Below are 21,518 nucleotides of genomic sequence, written 5' to 3' on the forward strand. Positions count from 1 at the left end.
TTGGTGACACAAATAAAGGATTCTGATCCTCAGTTAAATATCAGAAACTGGTACCTGCTTTTACTTACCAACATGGTGAATCGTGTTATGGATAATATACTACCATCGTTGCTTCGGCAGTGAACGATCCCGTCGGCAACTCACGATTCGGTGCCTTAATTAAGGTGGCCGTCAACTTAGGATAAGGCCCACCCGAATTAATAACCAAATCTGTATTCAATGGAAAATCCACACCATCAGCTTTTATCCTTATAGCGAGAGAGTCCAATGATGTCTGCACGCTACCCTTATCAAATCCTTGCCCGTAACCATTAATATACATATTAACAGGCACCGACGACGGATTTGCATCATAACACTGCAGCGTGTACTCAATGTCTTTTACGGCCAAACCTGCCGCGACATCTGTCACAGCAACATGATCGCTAAAATCCACGTTGATCGGTTTGTTTTCATTCACCACACATGCCGGTTCTACAACTTTAACCGAAACCGTTATCATTGTGGTATATCGATCCGCATACGCCGAGTTCATTGTTAAAAAGACAATAAAAATTACAACGAGTCGAATTTTCTCCATAACTCCCTTCTGTGGCATTTATTTCAATAATTTTGCCGGGCATGTATTGCCACTGCAGGTATACTGAATTTGCGGACGTCCACCGTAATCATTAATATAGGTCAATACCGGATGGTTTCCCAACTCACTGGCCGATGCTTCCAGCGTTGCCTGTCCATGTGGATCAATCATTGTTGGTTTAAATTTAACCGTTTTCCCTTTTACAGTAGGTTGAGCAATAACTACTGTCAAAAAATAAGGACTGGGGTTATTCAAAATAAATTTGTCCCCCTGACGCTGCAGAGTTGTGCTCTCTACCCAATCACCATCCGCTGCCTGGGTTTTATCCATGGCGATCGCTTTTGGTCGGTAAAAAAGCTTGATTCTGGTTTGCAACGCAATTTGCAATGTATTCGGTGTTTTACTGCGCGGCGGTATTTCACGCAGATTAAAATAGAACAGCGATTCCCGATCCTGGGGTAATTGTGCCAATGCAGGAGAGGCTTGAATTTTTACCTGACTTTTCGCACCAGGTTCCACACGCTGAACAGGAGGTAACACAATTAAAGGAGAAGAAATCTTTTTCCCTTGCCGATCTTCAATCCATGCCTGAGCCAGGTAAGGTTGGTTTTTATTTTCATTGCTAATACTCAGGCTGATGGATTTATCATCACCATTAATAATCGCCCGGGTTCGATCCAGTGAAATAGCCGCATTTACATATGATGACAGCATTGAACAGGCGATACCCGTTAACGTAACGGCAAAATACATTCTACATCTTGATCTCTTCATCTTCTCAACCCAATTTAAATTAACGAAATTTATTTATCTCTAATGGATACACGGTAGAAGCAATGTATCGGTAAGATCCAATTGCCCCAGTTTTTCCGGAATCACTACTTTACAACTGTCGTCCTCACTCCATACTACCTGCAGGCTGGCTCCTGGGTTTAAACCACTCAGATAAACCTGACCATCTCCGCCAACAATACCAACTTCCTGATTCCCGTCATTGTGTACGCTGGCACCAAAGGGTGGAAAACTACCATCGACAAGGCGTATAACAGCCAATGCTTTCATACCCGATATCACGTTAAATTTGCGATACCCAATTGCCCCTTCAGTCAATGTTGCCGATGCAACAGAATACGTCGCTTCCGCATCATCCGGCATATTGTCGATATCGATACTTAAATTATTTTTGATATATTGTGTAACATCTGTAATAACCGCTTTCCCAAAATGGTTCGTTAATACCGTATCGCCATAACCATGGACGGGGACATTTGCAGCATCGACGGTATCGACCAGTACACGGGTAGCACCAAGTGAATTCACTCTGTGCAACGCAGCGCCTTTGGCTGTGGCAGTAATGCCTCCCCGCAACGTTAAGCCAGCTGAACGATACTGATTTTGCTCATAATCCAGGTTTGCAGTGACATCTGATAAATCTCCAGAATGATCATAATAGCCACTCACATTCATCCCTTCGTTACCACTCCCGGTAGCAATCTGGTAATTATCGCCATTTTCCAGACGGTCATAATAGCCAATACGATGCGAGTTACTCGAATCACTAAACGTTGAGTTATAACTTACGGTTGCGGTGTCGCCCCACGGTATTGACGCCGATATATAAGCGCCATCGTCATTATTGCCTTCAAATTTATTCCGATATGCCGTCAATGAAATATTAATATTCTTCCACTTATCCATATCAAAAAAACGCGACAACGAGAGATTATAGCGATCTTCTTCCGGGCTATTCCAGTAAGTCTGGTGTGAGTAGTTCACATACAGACTCGTTCCTGAATCAACAAACTGCTGGCTAAACGTCACCGTATACATTTCTTTATCTTCCTGAAATGCATCCGTTGTTGATACATAATTAAGAAAATCGCTAAAACTCATGAAATCTTTTTCTGCAAAACGATATCCCGCAAAGGTGATCTCGCTCCCTGTGTCGTCAAATCGTTTCGAATAACTCAGGCGATAGGAACGCCCTATTTTATCTTCGCTTTGATAGTTATTTAGCCTGGCATCTGCACGTGTAACATCAAATGAGAGCGCCCCCAACATCATAAGATCTCGCCCGACGCCAACAGCCAGTGAACGATAGCTATCACTAACTGTGGATCCTCCATAAAGCGACCATCCGTTATTAATCCCCCATGACATTTCACCAGAACTGAAAGTTTCACCTGCTGCCTGGTGACTTTCATTGGTCGGTCGACCTGAAAAAACCTTGAAACGGATACTTCCAGGGCGTGTCAAATAGGGTATTGATGCGGTACTGACTTTATATTGCTGCACCGATCCATCCTGTTCCTGAACGCGCACATCCAGCGTTCCTGATACAGCGCTGTTTAAATCTTGTATTGAAAAAGGGCCGGCAGCGACCTGCGTTTCATAAATAATTCGCCCTTGTTGTGAAATAGTCACCTTGGCGTTCGTTTTTGCCACACCAGAGACTTCTGGCGCATAGCCACGTAAATTGGGTGGCAGCATATTGTCATCAGATATCATACTGGCGCCAACAAAGCGAAAACTGTCAAACAGATCAGAATTCATATAGTCCTCACCTAATGTCAGCTTAGCGCCTAATTTAGGCATAGCACGATAGACATAGCTGCGATCCCATGCCCATTTTTTTCTTCCGCTATTTCCGCTTGAACCGCTAGCGTAATTCGTCTGCCAGTCTGCGCGTGCTCGCCATGCCCCAATATTTAATCCACTCGTTCCGTTACCCGACAACGTACGATCGGTGCTACCTTCACTCTCCTGTGTATTGCTCTGAAAGTTGAGGTTGTAATCTGTTAGCAACCCAGGAATTCCTTCATCCCACATACTGATTGGCACCCAGTCGTTGGAAACATACTCCAGATAGACCTGGGGAATACTGATATTCAGCACCCCAGTCCCCATATCAGGGCTGACAATTACGCCTTCCAGCGAAGTAATATCAGCACATTGCCCCTGGTGCCACATGCTAATTTTTTGTAAGAACTCTTCTTTTAGTCCGAATTGCTTCACCAGTTCACTACTGAAACAAGCTTCTGTCTCTTTTTTATCATCATCTTTGTTATAAACAGATATAGGCTGTTCATCTATTTCATTCTGATTGATTTTTAACTTAAAGCTGTAATCTCCCGGCATAATATACCCGCTGCTTTCAAAACGACTGAAGTCGATGTTTTTTTTATCATTAACGTCCAGAATATCAGTATTGAAATCAACATAATCAGCCGCGTATACACCGCACTGTAAAAAAACAAAAGACAAGCACACACCAAAAAATATGCGCCTGGTTAACGGCAACATTATAGAGCTATACATTCCAGTTCCATCGTTGTCAGTTATTCTTGCGAATGATTTATAAAAAACTAAAAGTAACTCACCTTATATTCAACGATAAATGAAGAAGGTATCAATGGCAGGTTATCCGCAGGGCCAAAGACATTTCTCTCTTTAAACGACAAGGCATAGTCAAGACGCATATCTGTATTGCTTACTTTTGTGTAATTACCAACCTTCTCACCCTTCTTACTTGCTCGCATACCTTTATTTAATAATTGCAAGACAATGTTTCCCGCGTTGATATCCGGTTCAGCCAAACTGTCTGCATCAACGCTATCTACCGTAACGCGAAAATACTGCCATGGCGTATCATTTTTTGAGTTAACATCAAATACACAATGATCAAGATGAATAGAGAATCGCTCTGAAAGAGTTTTCTTATTATATTCCAGCTGTTTTTCAATTAACTCACCCATATCAATCTGCTGTTCCCCCCCCGCCATAAAAATATTACATGTCCGAGCTTTAATAACCCCATAAAAATGCATTCTGTTATACCGGACGCTGCCCGCAGTAGCGATAGAGCAATATGCTAAAAGAAAAATAAAAATACAGGTATAACGTATTATTCCGATCATGAACTCACTTCAGTAAATTGGCCGCCATACGCCCGCACAGGCGGGCGTACAGTAACGACACTATACCAGGGAATGATTAATTGTAAGCCAAGGTGAAGTCTGCAATCGCAGTGAATTCCCCAGGGACTACGTTAGCAGAGGCACCATCCCCCTCCAGGTACGCAGAGAACAGCAGGCTATTGTTGCCATCCTGAATGCCCTGAGGAACTGTCGCCGTACCTAAGGTAATAGCTTTGCCCGCACCATCAGTTAATACAATACCCGCCCCGGAAGCCGTACCCGTGATACCTAGGTGATTGGTATCGTTTGTATCAGTTGCGCCAGTAAACGTTGTAGATACAGTAGTACTACCGGAACCGGTATCACAATTTTGCAGATTAATGGTGAAATTCACCGGTGTTGATCTTCCCGTGTTATCATTCGCCTTCAACGCCGCATCGGAGATTTCCCCCAGATAAACATCCTGCTTATCATTCGCAATAGAACACGCGGCAGAAATAATTGACCCCGTAAAGGTGACAGAACCATGGCCCGAATCAGTTGGTGCTGGCGTGGCCGCCTGCGCGAATGAAGACAGAGTGCCAGCCAGAATAACCACCGCTGCAATTTTTGTTAATTTCATTTATTCCGTTCCTAAAATAAAATGACTTAATATTGAATATATAAGCGCAACGGCAGGTGTCTTGAGAAACATCGACATATATAGAGAGTATCTACTCATGACATTTTTTATAGCACCAGCGCGTTACCGCAAGATTATCAGCTCAACGAACTTTAGAGCGCAATTCAAATAAACAATCATGAGAATAAATAAACAAAAACAACAAAAACATAACAAATAAAATTTAATTAAATTATTTATTTGTATAAAGCAATCAATAATCATTCATCAGCGTTATCATGGTACCAGTAAACTCACGGCGAGTATAATACCAGACGTTATTATTTGCACAGCGTTTTCCAGTAATTTTACGCTCAGCAACTCCATCTGCGTTAATTAATTGTAACGAGTTATCTTTATTACTCTTTTTTTGGATTATTACCACCAAATAATATCACTCTGTGATTATGCTATTGATTATCTGAATGTAATATTCTAAAACAGGATCTTATACTTGATTCGCTATAACCAGATGTAAGTGAGGACCTTTGAGCGATGAATTTATAACGCAACTGCTCAGGCTTATCGATGAAGGCCAGGATGAGAATATCAGCATCCCCTCCATTATATCTCGCTCAGGCTACAGCAGTGCTCAACTCCACAGGATATTTAGATCCAGGATGGGGTGTTCTATCAAAAACTATATTATGGGGATCAAGATGTACCGGTGTTCACTCGCCCTAAAATTCTCCGGTCTCTCCGTGAAAAAAATATCAGAGCTTTGCTTTTACTCAAGCCAACAAGCTTTCACTCGATACTTCAAAGAGTGCTTTGGTACAACGCCTGTTGAATTCAGAAGCAACAGTGAAGTTATATTTGGAAAAATTCCGGCCTGGGGTCATAAAGTAAACGGCGCACTCATGGATTTGGACGTGAGTTATATTTACATTCCGCACCTTGAACTCTATGGCGTCTCTGGAAAGTATGAATGTGATTTTTATCACATCGGTAAAGCCCATACCATGCAGAGAGCAGAACTTGAAAAAACATTCTCCAGTTTGCTCCTCACTATTCCCGACAAGGTTTATACATTGTGCAAACCCGTAAATTTGAAATGTGATAAAATTAGTTTCGACTACCACATTGGTGTCACTGCGGAGTTTAGCAAGGAGAAAGAACTACCCGCTTTACCGGTTATCTCCGGGGATTATCTGCGTTTTACATTTACTAAAAAAGTGGGTTCGACATCAGACAGAATACTCTACGTCTACAAGCAATACATGGCCCAACACTGCATCACCCGACGCGACGGCCATGATATTGAGCTTTTTGAATACACACATCCTCCTGATGCTTTAGAATATACTCACACTGTCTATGTCCCTGTTCTGTTCGATGAAAAGTTGATTGATATGCTGTTAACTCGTACGTCGGAACCCTCCTAGCTCGATGAGGGATGTCCAGCAAGGGAGCTGCTTACATAGCCACTGGCCAGTGGTATGTTCATTTTGCCATGCAGTTGGTCTTTATAGCAGCGCCCTGGCAGTAGACCTCATCTCTCTCCCACCTCTGCCCGTTTTAAACTTTGACGGTTTTGCTACTTACCCATGCACAAATTAGGGTAAAATTTATTCTCTCATCAGCTCGATGAATCTGGACGATTTACGTGCTGAAAACAATAATGATACTAATAAATACTCAGGAGAATAGTATGCCTGAAGCAATGCCTTTTCAGGTGCTTATTGTCGATGACCACCCACTGATGCGACGAGGAATTAGTCAGTTGCTACAGTTGGATAGCGCATTTGAAGTCGTCGCCGAAGCGGGTGATGGTGCAAGTGCAATCGATCTGGCAAACCGTCTTGACCTTGATGTGATCCTGCTGGATCTCAATATGAAGGGAATGAGCGGACTTGATACCCTGAATGCGCTGCGCCGGGATGGCATCACTGCGCAAATCATCATTCTTACCGTGTCAGATTCCGCAAGCGATGTATACGCATTGATTGATGCCGGCGCTGATGGCTATTTGTTGAAAGACAGCGACCCAGAAGTTCTGCTTGAAGCCATTCGCAGTGGTGCTAAAGGCGGTAAAGCCTTCAGCGCACGCGTCAGCGAATACCTGCGAGAGCGTGAACTGTTTGGTGCGGAAGAAGATCCGTTCAGTATACTTACCGAACGCGAGCTGGATGTTTTACATGAACTGGCTCAGGGCTTGTCAAACAAGCAGATTGCGTCCGTACTGAATATTTCGGAACAAACGGTGAAGGTGCATATTCGCAACCTGCTGCGCAAGCTCAACGTGCGCTCTCGTGTTGCCGCCACCATCCTGTTTCTGCAAACGCGTGGAATACAGTAATACGCAGAATGCCCGGTAGCGCTATGCTATCGGGCTTATGTGCAGGCCGGATAAGACTCTTAGGGTCGCTATCCGGCATCTTCCGCTCTTATTTCTCCTGCGGCGACAACTGCTCCATCGCCTGTTTAATGCTGCGTTCAATCACCGCCCGGCGAGTGTCGTTGGCGGGTAATAACTTCAGCATCATCTCCCAGGCCGCAACCGCCTCGCCGAAGCGCTGCTGCTCAAAGGCGTTAAAAGCATACATGCTCAGTACACGCACGTTAGCATGATCGCCCCTGACCAACTGACTCAATAACTCCCCTCCCCGACGGTTATCATTTGGATCGGAGGAACGGGTCAACGCTTCCGCATAACCCAGCGCCGCATCGCTATTTTTAGGATCCAGTCGGTAGGCGTTGGCATAGGCTTCTGTCGCCGTGCTGGCATTACCTAATACCATTCCAATGCGTCCGAGCATAATCCAGCCTTCAACGTTTCCAGGATCGGCCTGCAGTCGCGTACGCAGTCCCAGCGCAAGGCGTGTCATATCCTCTTCATTCAGTGGTTCAGCCTTCGGATCCAGTGCCCGTTCCAGCAACGCCGGAGCTTGTGCTGTAGCCTGTTGCCAGATTTTAACCTGCTTGTAATTACCCGTTTGATAATAGCTCACCGCGCCAACCACCAATGCGACTACAACGCCTGGCACATACAGCCACCATCCACCACGTTTTCCATCCGGAGTGATGTCGTCTGGAAATTCTTCCTGTTTCAATCGTATACGACGGCGTGAGCGGGCAAAAATAATCCAGCCCCCCAAGCCGATCGCCACGACGGGCATCACCCATAACAGAACCGTCAGCGGCGTCAGCGGCGGATCGTAAGTGACGAAGTTGCCGTAGCGCGCCACCATATAATCGACGATCTCTTTCTGGCTTTTCCCTTCCTGCATCAGCTCATAGACTTTCTGACGCAGGTCGGTAGCAATCATCGAGTTAGAGTCGGCAATGCTGTTGTTCTGACACTTAGGGCAGCGCAATTGCTCGGTAAGCTGGCGGAACTGTTGCTCTTGCGCTTCGTCTTTGAACTGCATTACGTCGATGGTGGCAAGCGCCGAACCAGAGATCACCAGCATCAATACGCCCAGTAAAAATCTCATTGCGCAGCCTCCTTACTGTACTTATCCCACAACGGTTTGATCTCGCTTGCCCACACTCTGGCATTCAAATCGCCAGCGTGGCGGTAGCGAATAATTCCCTTACCGTCGATCAGGAAAGTTTCCGGCGCGCCATATACGCCCAGATCCAATCCAAGCATGCCATCGCCATCAAACAGGCTAAGCGCATATGGATTACCCAGTTCTTTCAGCCAGACAATCGCTTTCTGACGATCGTCTTTATAGTTCAGACCGACCACCCGCACGCCCTCTGCAGACAGCTGATTCAGATACTGGTGTTCAGCACGGCAGGTCGGACACCATGTCGCCCATACGTTGAGCAACACCGGTTTACCCTGCGTCAGTACATCGGCCTGATAATGCTGTCCCGGATTCTCCAGCGACTCAAGGCGGAACGTCGGTACCGGTTTACCGATCAATGCCGATTCAAGATTGGTGGGATCATCTCCCTGGGCGTTACGCGCCAGTTGCCACAGCAGCGCTGCCGCAATAACGAGAAAAATAATAAAAGGGATTAAGAGTGCGTTGCGCTTCATACAGCCTCCGGCGCGTTTTTTTGCTCAGCTGTGCGTGGACGCACGCGCTGGCGATAGCGTGGATCAAACAGGCAGAACAATCCGCCCAGCGCCATCAGCAACCCTCCGGCCCAAATCCAGCGAATAAACGGTTTGTAATACAGACGCACAGCCCATGCGCCATTGTCCAGCTCTTCGCCTAACGCAGCATACAGGTCACGCGTAAAACCACCGTCAATTGCCGCTTCGGTCATCATGGAACTGGTGCTGTTATAAAAACGCTTCTCCGCATGCAGCGTCGCTTCCGGTTTACCGTCACGTGTTACACCAATAATCGCCACGCCACCACGGTAGTTAGGCCCGGTGATATCTTTAACTTCACGGAATGTAAACTGATAATTATGAATGCTCACGCTATCGCCAGCCTTCATACGCACATCACGCTCAACGCTGTAGTTCTGACTAAAGGCAATCCCCACGATAGTAATCGCCAGCCCCACATGGCCTGACACCATACCCCAGTAACTTGGCGTCAACTTCGTTCCGCGTGAAATACGCAGGAATGCTTCAGACATCGCTAGCACGAATATCCAGCATGCCATTGCCAGACCTACTACCGTCATCGCGGCAATGCGGTCTTCAAGCAGCCACGGCAGCAGCAGTGACAGTACAAATGTGGTGACAAACGCGATAATCAGCAATGTTTTTAGTTTACTCGGTCTGTCACGACCCCAGCGAACCAACGGTCCAATCCCCAACAGCAGTGCGAACGGTGCCATCAGCCACGTGAACATGGTATTGAAGAACGGTTCACCAATCGAAATACTGCCCAGCCCCAGCTGTTTATGCACCAGCGGCAACAATGTGCCCAGCAGCACCACCAGCATGGCGGCAATCAACAGAACGTTGTTCCCCAATAGCAGCGATTCACGTGACCAGAGGGCGTTATTTACCCTGGAGCGAACTTTATGACCACGCACGGCAAAGAGCAGCAGAGATCCACCGATCACCATGACCATAAAGGCAAGAATGAACATCCCGCGCGACGGATCGGAGGCGAATGCATGTACCGACACCAGTACGCCTGAACGCACGAGGAAAGTGCCCAACAGGCATAGCGAGAAAGCGCAGATCGAGAGCAGCAGCGTCCAGGCTTTGAAACTGGCGCGTTGTTCGGTAACCGACAGGGAGTGCATCAGCGCTGTGCCTACCAGCCACGGCATAAACGAAGCATTCTCGACCGGATCCCAGAACCACCAGCCGCCCCAGCCAAGCTCGTAGTACGCCCAGGCGGAGCCGAGCACAATCCCCAACGTCAAAAACACCCACGCCGCCAGCGTCCAGGGGCGCGAAAAACGGGCAAACGTGCTGTCCAGACGCCCGCTCATCAACGCGGCGATCGCGAATGCAAAAGCGACTGAGAAACCGACATAGCCCATATACAACAACGGGGGATGGAAAATAAGCCCCGGATCCTGCAACAGCGGGTTCAGGTCGCGCCCTTCGACAGGGAAATCAGGCAAGGTGCGAGAAAACGGGTTAGAGGTAAACAAGATAAACAACAGGAAGCCAACACTGACCATGCCCATCACAGCCAGTACACGAGCGACTATATCCAGCGGCATCCGCTGACTAAACAGCGCCACGGCAAACGTCCAGCCGCTCATTAGCAGCACCCACAGCAACAGTGAGCCTTCATGCGCGCCCCACGTTGCCGCTACCCGATACCAAACCGGGAGCTGAGTATTAGAGTTACTGGCCACATAGGTCACGGTAAAGTCATTGACCACGAATGCGTTTACCAACACCAGAAACGCACCCATCACGCAGATAAACAACACCCAGGCAAATGGCCGTGCAGAGGCCATCATCCGTACATCACCGCGCGCTACGCCCCACAGAGGATAGACTGAGAGCAGCAATGCAACGCCAAGTGCAAGACACAGAAGCCCATTGCCAATTTCAGGCATCATGACGTTTTATCCTTATAAACACTTTCCGGGCGACGGTGATTTTCCTGCATCGCTTTTTCGACTTCCGGCGGGGTGTAATTCTCATCATGTTTGGCGAGGACCTCTTTTGCCTGCACATGATTCCCCTCTTCCAGTTCACCCTGCACAACGACCCCCTGCCCTTCACGGAACAGATCCGGCAGGATACCTTCATACGTCACATCGACTACGCCCTCGGCGTCATAAATGCTGAAATTCACCTTCAGGGATTGCGGGTCGCGTTTAACGCTGCCAGGCATAACCATGCCCCCCACACGCAGACGTTGACCGACTTCAGGCATCTTCTGGGTTTCACGCTTACCGTAGAGTATTTCGCCCGGCGTATAGAACAGGTCGATATTGGAACGCAGCGCGTAGAGCACCAGCGTGATGGTTAATGCCAGACCCGCAAGCACCGCACAGGCAATCCAGAGTCGATTTTTACGTCGAATATTCACGCCGCCTCCCGTTGCGTTTGTGCCGCGCGCATACGGGCTTCTCTTGCCCGTTGCTGTGCTACACCGCGTAATATCGTCCGATGCTGTAACGCAGAGTGCAGCACCAGTACAATCATAGGGACAACGCTCATAGCCACAGCCAACCAGACATACAAGGCGTAACCGCCCATCGCGAAAAAATCACTCCATGATGCAAATGCAGGGGTCATTGGCGGCCTCTTTTTAAGATCAGTTCGCTCACCCACGGGCGGCGTTTTTCCATCAACAAAATCAGATTACGCATGCGCATCAGCGTCAGCGTGATAAACAGCAACAGATAGCCGACGATTGCCAGACGCAACGGCGTGCGCATCGCCGGATCAATACTTTGCTGCATACGGGTCGATCCCTGATGCAACGTATTCCACCACTCCACCGAGTAGTGAATAATCGGTAAGTTAACAACGCCAATCAGCACCAGAATACCGGCAGCACGCCCCGCCACGCGACGGTCATCAAATGCGTGCCACAGTGCGATAGCGCCTACGTAGAGAAACAGCAACACCAGTTCAGAAGTGAGTCGGGCATCCCATACCCACCAGGTTCCCCACATTGGTTTACCCCATGCCGACCCGGTCACCAGTGCGATAAAGGTAAACACTGCGCCAACAGGGGCCATCGCGGCTAAAGCCAGATTGGCCATTTTCATCTGCCAGACCAGGCCGATAAACGCCGCAACCGCCATCGAGGCATAAATCCCCATCGACCAGATTGCCGCCGGGACGTGCAGATAGATAATGCGATAGCTCTGCCCCTGTTGATAATCCGAAGGTGCAAAACCAAATCCCCAGATCCAACCCGTTGCCAGTATCACTACACTGGCAATCGCCAGCCACGGGATAAACCAGCCACAGATCTGATAGAGCCGTGGGGGCATCGCCAGTTGATGAAGTATTTTCCACATAGTTCAGTCACCAGACTCAAGCAAAACAAATGAAACTGCCGTTGTCCCTGATGGCGGAAAATCGCCTGATCAGGCACGCTAAAATAAAAATCGTGCTACTGCACACTGATGCGTAACGCAGCCGCCGTCGCAAAAGGACTTAACGTCGCGCTCCCCACCAACAGTGCGCCCAGAATCGCCATGTACCCTTCAACGGGTAAGTGCATAGAGGCCGCATCCATCGCAGCGGTCGCAAAAATCAGCAGCGGGATGGTTAGCGGCAGTACCAACACGCTTAACAACACACCGCCACGCTTCAGACCAACCGTTAATCCAACGCCTGGAGCCCCGAGAAAACCCAGCGTCGGCGTACCGAGCAACAGCGTCAGTGCCATAATCTGCCAACCGTACATATCCATTCCCAACAGCAACGCCACCAGCGGCGAGAGGATAAGCAACGGCAGGCCGGTCACGACCCAGTGTGCCATTACCTTCGCCAGCACCACCGCCGGTAGCGGCAATGGCAGTAACATCAGCTGTTCGAGGCTGCCGTCCTGAAGGTCATCGCGAAACAGGCGCTCCAGCGCCAGTAATGATGCCAGCAGTGCTGCAACCCAGATAATACCCGGCGCAATTCGCGCCAGCAGTTGTGGTTCCGGGCCAATGCTTAGCGGGAATAACGTAATCACAATCAGGAAGAACCATAACGGATTGGCAATCTCCGCACTATGACGGAACGCAACCCGCAGTTCTAAACGGAAAATTCGCCACATCATTGCGCAGCCCTCTCGCTGGTCAGCGCAATACGCCGCACTTTATTAGTCTCTACATTCAGAGGCTGATGAGTCGTGAGAATAACAATACCGCCCTGCTCCGTATGTTGTGCCATACGCTGAGTCAGGCGTTCAACGCCATTGACATCAATCGCAGTGAACGGTTCGTCCAGGATCCAGAGCCGGGCGCGGGTCAGCCACAGACGAGCCAATGCCACACGGCGTTGTTGTCCGGCAGAGAGTTGATTAACTGGAATGTCTTCATATCCGGCGAGCCCGGCCTGTGCCAGAGCGGCCAGGCACTGAGCAGTATCGCCATCATGGTGGAAGAAACGCAGATTCTCCAACGCCGAAAGCCGGGTTTTAATTCCCGGCTGATGTCCGATCCAAAGCAGTTCCTGATGGTAACTGTCCCGCACTTGATGCAGTGGTTGCCCTTGCCAGCAAACCTCTCCGGCATCAGGGCGAGCCAGACCAGTAAGTAAGCGCAGCAAAGTGGTTTTCCCTGCGCCGTTACTCCCGGTAATTTGCACCCATTCACCCGCAGTTACGCGAAATGACAGCTCACTAAACAGTATTCTGTCATCCCGCTCACAGAGCAGTTCCCTGGCTTCAAGCATTTGCACGCATCAACATCCTGTTAGAATCCCGGTTTAACTTCACGCATATCGGGGAGTTTGTGCGCTATCCCTTTATGGCAGTCGATACAGGTTTGTCCCTCTTTCACGGCCTGGTCATGCATTTTAGCCGCAACACCTTTCTGGGCGGTTAAATCCATAAACTCGAAGTTATGACAGTTACGACACTCCTGCGAGTTATTGTCTTTCATACGCCGCCACTCATTTTGCGCCATTATCAGACGGTGGTCTTCAAATTTTTGCGGTGTGTCTATCAACCCCAACGCTTTCGCATACAGCTCTTTGCTGGCTTTAATCTTACGAATCATTTTCGGGCCCCACTCATGCGGGACGTGGCAATCAGGGCAGGTCGCACGTACACCACTACGGTTGTTGTAGTGTACGGTTTCCATGTATTCCTGATAGACAGTGTTGCGCATTTCGTGACAGCTGATACAGAATTCTTCAGTGTTGGCCTTTTCCATACCGGTGTTAAAACCGCCCCAGAAAATAATGCCGCCCACAAAGCCGATTAACAACAGCGTGCCGAGCGCCAGACGGCTGGGGCGACGCCACCATTGCCAGACGCGCTTAATCCAGCCTGGTTTACGGTTAGAATTTTCCATAATGACCTCTTATTTCCCGTAACCTTTCGAGGGGGTGAAGGTATTTTCGACAATCGGAGCAGCATCAGCCTGCGGGACATGACACTGCAGGCAGAAATAGCGACGCGGCGCCACTTCCGCCAGCACTTTGCCATTGCTGTCCATAAAGTGCGTCGGGCTGATGCGCGGCGCGCCGGTTGTCCGATAGCTTTCCACGCCATGGCACTGCAGGCAGCGGTTGGTGTTAGTTGTAACCTGGTAACCATCAACGCTGTGCGGAACCATCGGTGGTTGGTTAACGTAGTTCAGCGGCATACGCTCCTGCTCTTTCGGCATGCGAATCGCCCCTTCCTGCGTCCCCGAGACTTCCGGTGACTGGCTCAGATCCACTCCGTTTGCAGCCCAAACTGCCCCACTGACTACCAGGGCCAGCGCTGCCGTCATTTGACTCAGCGCTTTAATCAGGTCATGGCTTTTCATGATTTCGCTCCCGAACTCCATCGTGTTGTTATTGTAAAAACATCCTCAGAACAGACATCCACACAGCGACCGCAGGCCATGCAATCGCGACTGGTCACCTGCACCGGGCTTTGCTCATCCAGCACCGGGGCACGTAGCACATGCGGTTCCGGGCAAACATGAAAACAATCCATACAGCGGTTACATCTCTCGCGTTCTTTCGCCGAAACGGTTAACGCCCCTTTACTTCCCAGCACGCTATACAGTGCGCCAAGTGGGCAAAGGTGCCCGCACCAGCCATGTTCAACGACCAGTAAATCAAATAAAAACAGTGCAATAATCAGCAGTATTCCGCTACCGAACCCCATCACCAGGCCACGTCCCAGCAGAGAAACCGGGTTTATCCATTCCCACAGCAACGTGCCTGTTACAGCAGAGCCCAGCAAAATGACAACCAGCAGGACGTAGCGTATATAGCGTGGAATTGTCGCTGACTGATTCAACTCAAACCTTCTGCGTAACCAGCTCGCAAAGTCGGTTACAGGATTCATCGGACAGACCCAACTACAAAACAATCGCTTGCCCGCAAGGGCATACAGCACCGTAATGATGGCCGCGCCCGTTAACGCCACCGTCGCAGGCAAATGCCCACTGGCCAGACTTTGCAGCGTAATGAGTGGATCGGTTAACGGAATGGTATCCAGCAACAGGCTGCTGCTGTAATTACCATGCAGGATCCACACACCGAGCCACGGGCCGCTGAGAAACATCGCCAACACCAGAAACTGGCTTAAACGACGCAACACCAGCCAACGATGACTCTGCCACCAGCCTTTTTTCGCCCGCGCTTCACGGCCTGCATCACGTTTACGATTTGCCATTTTGCCCCTCCAGCCAACCGAAGCGGTAATGGTGTCCCAACTCCCCTTTTGCCAGCGACAAAGGCAGCACTTTTATGGCTGGTTGCTCCAGCACACAGACCTTTTCGCATTTACCGCATCCGGTACAGGCATCGCTATGAACGGTAGGAATAAACCGCGCATGTTTACCGGTACGCATATTGCGATCGAGCTCCAGGGTGATGGCCTCGTCAATTTTCGGGCACTCGCGATAGCAGACGTCGCAGCGCAATCCCTGATAATTGAGGCAGTTCTCGTGATCCAGCAGCACCGCCAACCCCATGCGTGAATCGTCGATCGATTCAATTTCCCGATCCAACGCTCCGCTTGGACAAACTTTGGCGCACGGGATGTCCTCACACATTTCGCAGGGAATATCGCGGGCAATAAAATACGGCGTCCCCGCCGCCAGCCCGGAGGCCAGAGTCGCCAGTTTCAGCGTGTCATAAGGGCAAGCCTGAACGCACTGCCCGCAGCGTACGCAAGCGCTGGCAAATGCGTCCTCACTCAATGCCCCAGGCGGGCGTAACCGCACGCCGGTTGCACGTGCGGTTTGTTGTTGCAACCCCAGCGCCACGCCAACAACTGCCAGTCCGCCAGCTGCGCGAACCATATCGCGCAGAAAGCGGCGGCGGCCATTTTGGGGTTTTGCTGACCGGGACATAGCGACTTACACCTTCGCCAGTTTCACAGCGCACTTCTTGAAATCCGTTTCTTTAGAAAGCGGATCCGTCGCATCCAGCGTCAGGTTGTTCACCAGCTGTGCGGCGTCGAAGAACGGCATATACACCAGCCCCTGCGGTGGACGGTTACGCCCACGTGTTTCCACAATCGAAATGACTTCACCACGGCGGGAGACCACTTTGACTTTATCGCCACGACGCAAATCGCGTGCTTTCGCGTCCAGCGGATGGATAAACAGCACGGCTTCCGGAAAGGCACGGTGCAGTTCAGGCACGCGACGCGTCATACTGCCGGTGTGCCAGTGTTCCAGTACACGTCCGGTGGAGAGCCACAGGTCATACTCTTTATCCGGCGCTTCTGCCGCCGGTTCAAATGGCAGTGCGAAAATCACCGCTTTACCGTCCGGCTTGCCGTAGAACTTGTAACTTTCTCCAGCCTTCACGTACGGATCGTTACCTTCGCTGTAGCGCCACTGGGTCTCTTTACCTTCAACTACCGGCCAGCGTAACCCGCGCGCTTTGTGGTAATCATCGAACGGTGCAAGATCGTGTCCATGACCGCGACCAAACCATGCATACTCTTCGAACAGCCCTTTTTGCAGGTAGAAACCCAGCTCGCGGGACTCATCGTTAAGCTGATCTTCAGCCAGTTCGCTAACCGGGTATTTCGTCACCGCAGGCGTTGCAAACAGCACGTCATACAGAGTTTTGCCACGCAGTTCTGGTTTCTGCGCCAACAGTTCTTCCGGCCAGACCTCTTCTGTTTTGAAACGACGGGCAAACTGCACCAGTTGCCACAAATCCGATTTTGCTTCGCCCGGCGCTTTAATCTGCTGACGCCAGAATTGAGTACGACGCTCAGCGTTACCGTAGGCCCCTTCTTTTTCCACCCACATCGCTGTCGGAAGGATCAGGTCGGCCGCCAGGGCGCTGACCGTCGGGTACGGATCGGAAACGATGATAAAGTTGCGCGGATCGCGCCAGCCAGGCATACGCTCTTCGTTAATATTCGGTCCGGCCTGCATGTTGTTGTTACACATCACCCAGTAAACGTTGAGCTTGCCATCCTTCAGCGCACGATCCTGCGCTACCGCATGTAAACCCACTTTCGCCGGAATAGTACCGGTTGGGATCTGCCAGTGTTTTTCGCAGATATCACGGTGTTTTTCGTTAGTCACCACCATGTCCGCAGGCAGGCGATGGGAGAACGTCCCTACTTCACGCGCGGTACCACAAGCGGAAGGCTGGCCAGTCAGAGAGAACGGACCACAGCCAGGCTGGGAGATCTTGCCGGTCAACAGGTGCAGGTTGTAGACTAGGTTGTTGGCCCACACGCCGCGCGTGTGTTGGTTAAAGCCCATCGTCCAGTAGGAGATGACTTTCTTATTCGGATCGGCATACAGCTGCGCCAGTTGTTCCAGTTGATCTTTCGGAACGCCGGTCATTTCTGCGGTTTTATCCAACGTATATTCCGCAACAAACGCTTTGTATTCTTCAAAGCTGATCGGTTCGGATGCATCAGAACCTGGGTTTTTCGCCGCTTTCTCCAACGGATGCGTCGGACGTAAACCGTAGCCGATATCCGTCGCACCTTTGCGCAGGTTAACGTGCTTGCTGAAGAAATCCTGGTTTATCGCATTGTTTTGAATGATGTAATTTGCGATGTAGTTGAGGATCACCAGGTCGCTTTGCGGCGTAAAGACGATGCCGTTATCGGCCAGTTCAAAGCTACGATGCTGGAAGGTAGAGAGAACCGCCACATTGACATTAGGATCGGACAGGCGACGGTTGGTGATGCGTGACCACAGAATTGGGTGCATCTCCGCCATATTGGCGCCCCACAGAACAAAAGCATCCGCATGCTCAATATCGTCATAGCAACCCATCGGTTCATCCATACCAAAGGTACGCATAAAACCGACTACCGCTGATGCCATGCAGTGACGTGCGTTCGGGTCAATGTTGTTTGAACGGAAACCCGCTTTGAACAGCTTCGCCGCCGCATAACCTTCCCAGATGGTCCACTGACCGGAGCCAAACATGCCGATGGCATCTGGCCCTTTTTCTTTCAGGGACGTTTTGAATTTCTCTTCCATCACGTCGAAGGCCTGGTCCCAGCTAATTGGGGTGAATTCGCCTTCTTTGTGATATTTGCCATCCTTCATGCGTAGCATCGGCTGCGTTAAACGGTCTTTGCCGTACATGATTTTAGGCAGGAAGTAACCTTTAATGCAGTTAAGTCCACGGTTAACCGGCGCATCCGGATCGCCCTGGCATGCCACAACACGCCCTTGCTGAGTCCCTACCAATACGCCACAACCTGTACCGCAAAATCGGCACGGGGCTTTGTCCCATTTGATAGCTTCTTGCTGACCGACTACCGCGCGGGCTACGCCCGGCACGCTTAACCCGGCAGCCGCCGCAGCGGCCGCAACGGCGTTAGCTTTCATAAAGCTACGACGACTGAGTTTCATGGTGTTTCCTCACCTTGCTCATCCTGCTGGTGATAAACCAGCGACACCGCCAGTACGCCCGCAACGTTGCGTACCGACTCAATTGTTTTCATTAGCGTTTCACTTTGTTCAGCTTCTACCACCGCGATCAGTTGGCCGCTTTCCACATCACTGAGTGCAACTTCACAACCTGGAAATGTACTCAACTGCGTGGCGATATCGCTGATATGCTGACTTTTTGCCTGAACGACCAGGCTGCAGACCTGCCAGTTAGTGTCCATGGTTGTACTCCGCGTTAATAGCTGAAACCGGACAGGTAGCGACGCACGCTCCACATCCGTTACAGCCCTGATTGTCGAGCTGTGGCTGGTAAATACCAGACAGCGTGGGGCGAAAGGTAATGGCCATGGGTTCACAACTATCCTGACAGCGATGGCACTCAACAGACTGATTTGCGAGGCAGTTTTCACCGATCGTAAAGTTCAGTTCCCATGCCCTGGTGTGGCGCGGAAGAAAAAGTGATTCGGGACAGGCTTGTGCGCAGGCGTAACAAAAGCTGCATTCGCCGTGTTTGAAATTTACGCTCGGATACCCACCCTGGCCTCGCTGCAGGATGTCGGTTTCACACGCCTGGATGCAGGCGTCACAACGGAGGCAATGGGCCAGAAAGTGAGATTCTTCCTTGCTCCACGGCGGACGGATCCCAATGCCAGCGTTACGCCAGTTGCCTGTCAACATGCCTCGACGGGATAAATCAACCATGACATTGTCCTTCCATAATGACGCTCTCCCTGAGCGGGTTGAACGACAATAAAAACCGCACTATTTATGAGTAGTTATTTTTAACAGTAAGATATTTCAGGATGTGTTAGAGGTGCATACCCCAATCGGGGTAAATGCTGTTGCCGGATCAAAAGAGTGTGGGGTTGGTGGAAAAAAACGCGCTTTTGCTCACATTTCAATTAGTTATATACTAAATTATATAACGAACACCGCAAAAAGAGAATTATCTTATTTATGAGATAATTCTTAGGATATATCACCATATTAATAACAAACACTCAGCCAATACACTTAAAATATAAGTAAATTTAGATTAATAGATGATGTGAATATGCTAACCTGCCATAGATACGTTCAGAAGACAGAAGAAAGGAAAAACTGTGAACAATAAGATGAAGACTATTGTCCCTGCCATCCTGTTAGCTGCCGTTGCCAGCACCTCTGTGTGGGCTGCAAACAACGATGCCAACACTCAACCACTGGAAAAAACAGCGCCTTATCCTAAAGCCGACAAAGGTATGAAGCGCCAGGTTATCCAGCTCGCTCCTGAGAAAGATGAATCTACTCTAAAAGTGGAACTGCTGATCGGACAAACGCTGGAAGTTGACTGCAACAGGCATCGCCTTGGTGGAGAGCTGGAAAGCAAAACTCTGGAAGGTTGGGGATACGACTACTATGTTTTTGACAAAGTCAGCTCCCCGGTCTCGACCATGATGGCCTGCCCGGACGGCAAAAAAGAGAAAAAATTCATCACAGCTTATCTGGGTGATGACGGTATGGTGCGTTACAACAGCAAATTGCCGATTGTGGTCTACACTCCGGAAAACGTAGAAGTGAAATACCGAATCTGGAAAGCGGAAGAGAAGATTCAGGACGCAGTCGCGCGATAAGTGAGAATGTGCCGGATAGCGGCATACCGCCTTATCCGGCCTACAAACGCACGAAGTAGGCCGGATAAGCGCAGTGCCATCCGGCATTTTCTTTACAGTGCGATATCTGCGACAGCTTTCTGCTCAGGTTGCGATTGTGCCTGAGGTTTAAGCTGCGGTTTCGGTGCTTCATCAGCGACCTGCGGTTTATCGTACTTCAGACCCAAAACTTCACTGGTATATTGCAGCTCTTGTTCCGTGGCCTCAACGTTACCGTTCAGCTTCGTGCCATAGGACGGGATAATTGTTTTCAGTTTCGCCTGCCATTCCGGGCTGGCAACTTTATCTTTAAACACTTTTTCCATCAGATGCAGCATGATCGGTGCAGCGGTTGACGCCCCTGGCGATGCGCCCAGCAGTGCAGCAATTGTTCCTTCTTTGTCACTGACCACTTCAGTTCCCAGACGCAGAACGCCGCCCTTTTCTTCATCACTTTTGATGATCTGCACACGCTGACCTGCCTGCCACAAACGCCAGTCTTCTTTTTTCGCCTGCGGATAGTACTCCTGCAGTGCAGCAAAACGGTCGTCGTCGCTGAGCATGACCTGGCTTACCAGATATTTCACCAGATCGAAGTTATCCAGCCCTACATTCACCATCGGCATAAAGTTTGACGTGGTGGTAGAGCTGAGCAGATCCCATAAGGAACCATTTTTCAGGAACTTGGTAGAGAACGTCGCAAATGGTCCAAACAGTACCACGCGCTTGCCATCCAGAATGCGGGTATCAATATGCGGTACGGACATCGGCGGTGCACCAACGGACGCCTGACCGTAGACTTTCGCCAGGTGACGATTGACCACGTCCGGGTTTTCCGC

Annotated in this window: 24 protein-coding genes; 3 read left to right on the forward strand and 21 right to left on the reverse strand. The window is 49.8% G+C overall.

The genetic code is table 11. From position 1 onward, the window contains the following. Positions 1–85: 85 nt before the first annotated feature. From AACS05_RS15870 to AACS05_RS15890, 5 genes are all read right to left on the reverse strand, one after another. Positions 86–580, reverse strand: coding sequence for a fimbrial protein (locus AACS05_RS15870; protein ID WP_045445330.1), 495 nt, complete (start codon positions 578–580; stop codon positions 86–88). Positions 581–598: 18 nt separating this feature from the next. After that, a complete protein-coding gene (locus tag AACS05_RS15875; RefSeq protein ID WP_144243078.1) occupies positions 599–1,333 on the reverse strand; it encodes a fimbria/pilus periplasmic chaperone in 735 nt (244 codons plus the stop codon). A gap of 60 nt (positions 1,334–1,393) precedes the next feature. Next, the gene (locus tag AACS05_RS15880) at positions 1,394–3,898 is read right to left on the reverse strand and encodes an outer membrane usher protein (protein WP_148305431.1); all 2,505 of its coding nucleotides are present in this window, start codon (positions 3,896–3,898) and stop codon (positions 1,394–1,396) included. Positions 3,899–3,945: 47 nt separating this feature from the next. Next, positions 3,946–4,497 carry a fimbrial protein gene (locus AACS05_RS15885; RefSeq protein ID WP_144243079.1) on the reverse strand — a complete coding sequence of 184 codons (552 nt, stop codon included), beginning with the start codon at positions 4,495–4,497 and terminating at the stop codon, positions 3,946–3,948. A gap of 76 nt (positions 4,498–4,573) precedes the next feature. After that, positions 4,574–5,119: a fimbrial protein gene (locus tag AACS05_RS15890; RefSeq protein WP_045445340.1), complete on the reverse strand. Its 546-nt coding sequence runs from the start codon at positions 5,117–5,119 to the stop codon at positions 4,574–4,576. 527 nt (positions 5,120–5,646) lie between these two features. On the opposite strand from AACS05_RS15890, the gene AACS05_RS15895 reads away from it, so the two are divergent. Both AACS05_RS15895 and narP read left to right on the forward strand, forming a co-directional pair. After that, positions 5,647–6,543 (forward strand): helix-turn-helix domain-containing protein, encoded by an 897-nt coding sequence (locus tag AACS05_RS15895; RefSeq protein ID WP_071828996.1) that lies wholly within the window; start codon positions 5,647–5,649, stop codon positions 6,541–6,543. 266 nt (positions 6,544–6,809) lie between these two features. Continuing rightward, a complete protein-coding gene (gene narP / locus AACS05_RS15900; RefSeq protein ID WP_045445346.1) occupies positions 6,810–7,457 on the forward strand; it encodes a nitrate/nitrite response regulator protein NarP in 648 nt (215 codons plus the stop codon). Positions 7,458–7,545: 88 nt separating this feature from the next. Here the strand turns inward: narP and AACS05_RS15905 are convergent, their stop codons facing one another. From AACS05_RS15905 to napF, 15 genes are all read right to left on the reverse strand, one after another. Then, positions 7,546–8,595: a cytochrome c-type biogenesis protein CcmH gene (locus tag AACS05_RS15905; RefSeq protein ID WP_045445349.1), complete on the reverse strand. Its 1,050-nt coding sequence runs from the start codon at positions 8,593–8,595 to the stop codon at positions 7,546–7,548. After that, on the reverse strand, positions 8,592–9,149 hold the full coding sequence (gene dsbE / locus AACS05_RS15910; protein WP_045445352.1) for a thiol:disulfide interchange protein DsbE: 558 nt from the start codon (positions 9,147–9,149) through the stop codon (positions 8,592–8,594). The genes AACS05_RS15905 and dsbE overlap by 4 nt, the downstream gene beginning before the upstream one ends. Next, positions 9,146–11,101 carry a heme lyase CcmF/NrfE family subunit gene (locus tag AACS05_RS15915; protein ID WP_045445355.1) on the reverse strand — a complete coding sequence of 652 codons (1,956 nt, stop codon included), beginning with the start codon at positions 11,099–11,101 and terminating at the stop codon, positions 9,146–9,148. Before AACS05_RS15915 ends, dsbE begins: the two co-directional genes overlap by 4 nt. Next, on the reverse strand, positions 11,098–11,577 hold the full coding sequence (ccmE, locus tag AACS05_RS15920; protein ID WP_045445358.1) for a cytochrome c maturation protein CcmE: 480 nt from the start codon (positions 11,575–11,577) through the stop codon (positions 11,098–11,100). The genes AACS05_RS15915 and ccmE overlap by 4 nt, the downstream gene beginning before the upstream one ends. After that, entirely contained in the window at positions 11,574–11,786 is a 213-nt protein-coding gene (ccmD, locus tag AACS05_RS15925; RefSeq protein ID WP_045445361.1) for a heme exporter protein CcmD, read from the reverse strand. The genes ccmE and ccmD overlap by 4 nt, the downstream gene beginning before the upstream one ends. Then, a complete protein-coding gene (locus AACS05_RS15930) occupies positions 11,783–12,520 on the reverse strand; it encodes a heme ABC transporter permease (RefSeq protein WP_045445364.1) in 738 nt (245 codons plus the stop codon). Before AACS05_RS15930 ends, ccmD begins: the two co-directional genes overlap by 4 nt. 95 nt (positions 12,521–12,615) lie before the next feature. Then, positions 12,616–13,275, reverse strand: coding sequence for a heme exporter protein CcmB (gene ccmB, locus AACS05_RS15935; protein ID WP_045445367.1), 660 nt, complete (start codon positions 13,273–13,275; stop codon positions 12,616–12,618). Next, positions 13,272–13,898, reverse strand: a complete 627-nt coding sequence (ccmA, locus tag AACS05_RS15940) for a cytochrome c biogenesis heme-transporting ATPase CcmA (RefSeq protein WP_223307006.1) — start codon at positions 13,896–13,898, stop codon at positions 13,272–13,274. The genes ccmB and ccmA overlap by 4 nt, the downstream gene beginning before the upstream one ends. Positions 13,899–13,912: 14 nt before the next feature. Next, positions 13,913–14,515 carry a cytochrome c-type protein NapC gene (gene napC / locus AACS05_RS15945; protein ID WP_045445373.1) on the reverse strand — a complete coding sequence of 201 codons (603 nt, stop codon included), beginning with the start codon at positions 14,513–14,515 and terminating at the stop codon, positions 13,913–13,915. 9 nt (positions 14,516–14,524) lie between these two features. Further along, entirely contained in the window at positions 14,525–14,974 is a 450-nt protein-coding gene (gene napB / locus AACS05_RS15950; protein ID WP_045445376.1) for a nitrate reductase cytochrome c-type subunit, read from the reverse strand. Next, complete coding sequence (gene napH / locus AACS05_RS15955; protein ID WP_045445379.1) at positions 14,971–15,834, reverse strand: quinol dehydrogenase ferredoxin subunit NapH; 864 nt, start codon at positions 15,832–15,834, stop codon at positions 14,971–14,973. Before napH ends, napB begins: the two co-directional genes overlap by 4 nt. Then, on the reverse strand, positions 15,821–16,516 hold the full coding sequence (gene napG / locus AACS05_RS15960) for a ferredoxin-type protein NapG (protein WP_045445382.1): 696 nt from the start codon (positions 16,514–16,516) through the stop codon (positions 15,821–15,823). The genes napH and napG overlap by 14 nt, the downstream gene beginning before the upstream one ends. A gap of 6 nt (positions 16,517–16,522) precedes the next feature. Beyond that, a complete protein-coding gene (gene napA / locus AACS05_RS15965; RefSeq protein ID WP_045445385.1) occupies positions 16,523–19,009 on the reverse strand; it encodes a nitrate reductase catalytic subunit NapA in 2,487 nt (828 codons plus the stop codon). Next, complete coding sequence (napD, locus tag AACS05_RS15970; protein ID WP_045445389.1) at positions 19,006–19,269, reverse strand: chaperone NapD; 264 nt, start codon at positions 19,267–19,269, stop codon at positions 19,006–19,008. The genes napA and napD overlap by 4 nt, the downstream gene beginning before the upstream one ends. Then, positions 19,259–19,750, reverse strand: coding sequence for a ferredoxin-type protein NapF (napF, locus tag AACS05_RS15975; protein WP_045445392.1), 492 nt, complete (start codon positions 19,748–19,750; stop codon positions 19,259–19,261). Before napF ends, napD begins: the two co-directional genes overlap by 11 nt. 413 nt (positions 19,751–20,163) lie before the next feature. Here napF and eco point away from each other — a divergent pair, with 413 nt between their 5' ends. Continuing rightward, a complete protein-coding gene (gene eco, locus AACS05_RS15980; protein ID WP_045449721.1) occupies positions 20,164–20,661 on the forward strand; it encodes a serine protease inhibitor ecotin in 498 nt (165 codons plus the stop codon). A 92-nt stretch (positions 20,662–20,753) separates the two neighbouring features. Here eco and AACS05_RS15985 read toward each other — a convergent pair. Beyond that, the coding region (locus AACS05_RS15985) for a malate:quinone oxidoreductase (RefSeq protein WP_045445395.1) at positions 20,754–21,518 on the reverse strand (765 nt) is incomplete at its 5' end.

This window comes from Citrobacter sp. S-77, from assembly GCF_963864895.1.
Lineage (GTDB): Bacteria > Pseudomonadota > Gammaproteobacteria > Enterobacterales > Enterobacteriaceae > Citrobacter > Citrobacter murliniae.

Coding starts and splice junctions, on each gene's coding strand:
- napF (WP_045445392.1), bottom strand. CDS start 19,750: ATGGTTGATTTATCCCGTCGAGGCATGTTGACAGGCAACTGGCGTAAC.
- napD (WP_045445389.1), bottom strand. CDS start 19,269: ATGGACACTAACTGGCAGGTCTGCAGCCTGGTCGTTCAGGCAAAAAGT.
- AACS05_RS15930 (WP_045445364.1), bottom strand. CDS start 12,520: ATGTGGAAAATACTTCATCAACTGGCGATGCCCCCACGGCTCTATCAG.
- AACS05_RS15875 (WP_144243078.1), bottom strand. CDS start 1,333: ATGTATTTTGCCGTTACGTTAACGGGTATCGCCTGTTCAATGCTGTCA.
- napC (WP_045445373.1), bottom strand. CDS start 14,515: ATGGAAAATTCTAACCGTAAACCAGGCTGGATTAAGCGCGTCTGGCAA.
- narP (WP_045445346.1), top strand. CDS start 6,810: ATGCCTGAAGCAATGCCTTTTCAGGTGCTTATTGTCGATGACCACCCA.
- eco (WP_045449721.1), top strand. CDS start 20,164: ATGAAGACTATTGTCCCTGCCATCCTGTTAGCTGCCGTTGCCAGCACC.
- napB (WP_045445376.1), bottom strand. CDS start 14,974: ATGAAAAGCCATGACCTGATTAAAGCGCTGAGTCAAATGACGGCAGCG.
- AACS05_RS15905 (WP_045445349.1), bottom strand. CDS start 8,595: ATGAGATTTTTACTGGGCGTATTGATGCTGGTGATCTCTGGTTCGGCG.
- AACS05_RS15885 (WP_144243079.1), bottom strand. CDS start 4,497: ATGATCGGAATAATACGTTATACCTGTATTTTTATTTTTCTTTTAGCA.
- napH (WP_045445379.1), bottom strand. CDS start 15,834: ATGGCAAATCGTAAACGTGATGCAGGCCGTGAAGCGCGGGCGAAAAAA.
- dsbE (WP_045445352.1), bottom strand. CDS start 9,149: ATGAAGCGCAACGCACTCTTAATCCCTTTTATTATTTTTCTCGTTATT.
- ccmB (WP_045445367.1), bottom strand. CDS start 13,275: ATGATGTGGCGAATTTTCCGTTTAGAACTGCGGGTTGCGTTCCGTCAT.
- AACS05_RS15915 (WP_045445355.1), bottom strand. CDS start 11,101: ATGATGCCTGAAATTGGCAATGGGCTTCTGTGTCTTGCACTTGGCGTT.
- AACS05_RS15890 (WP_045445340.1), bottom strand. CDS start 5,119: ATGAAATTAACAAAAATTGCAGCGGTGGTTATTCTGGCTGGCACTCTG.
- AACS05_RS15870 (WP_045445330.1), bottom strand. CDS start 580: ATGGAGAAAATTCGACTCGTTGTAATTTTTATTGTCTTTTTAACAATG.
- AACS05_RS15880 (WP_148305431.1), bottom strand. CDS start 3,898: ATGTATAGCTCTATAATGTTGCCGTTAACCAGGCGCATATTTTTTGGT.
- ccmD (WP_045445361.1), bottom strand. CDS start 11,786: ATGACCCCTGCATTTGCATCATGGAGTGATTTTTTCGCGATGGGCGGT.
- napG (WP_045445382.1), bottom strand. CDS start 16,516: ATGTCCCGGTCAGCAAAACCCCAAAATGGCCGCCGCCGCTTTCTGCGC.
- napA (WP_045445385.1), bottom strand. CDS start 19,009: ATGAAACTCAGTCGTCGTAGCTTTATGAAAGCTAACGCCGTTGCGGCC.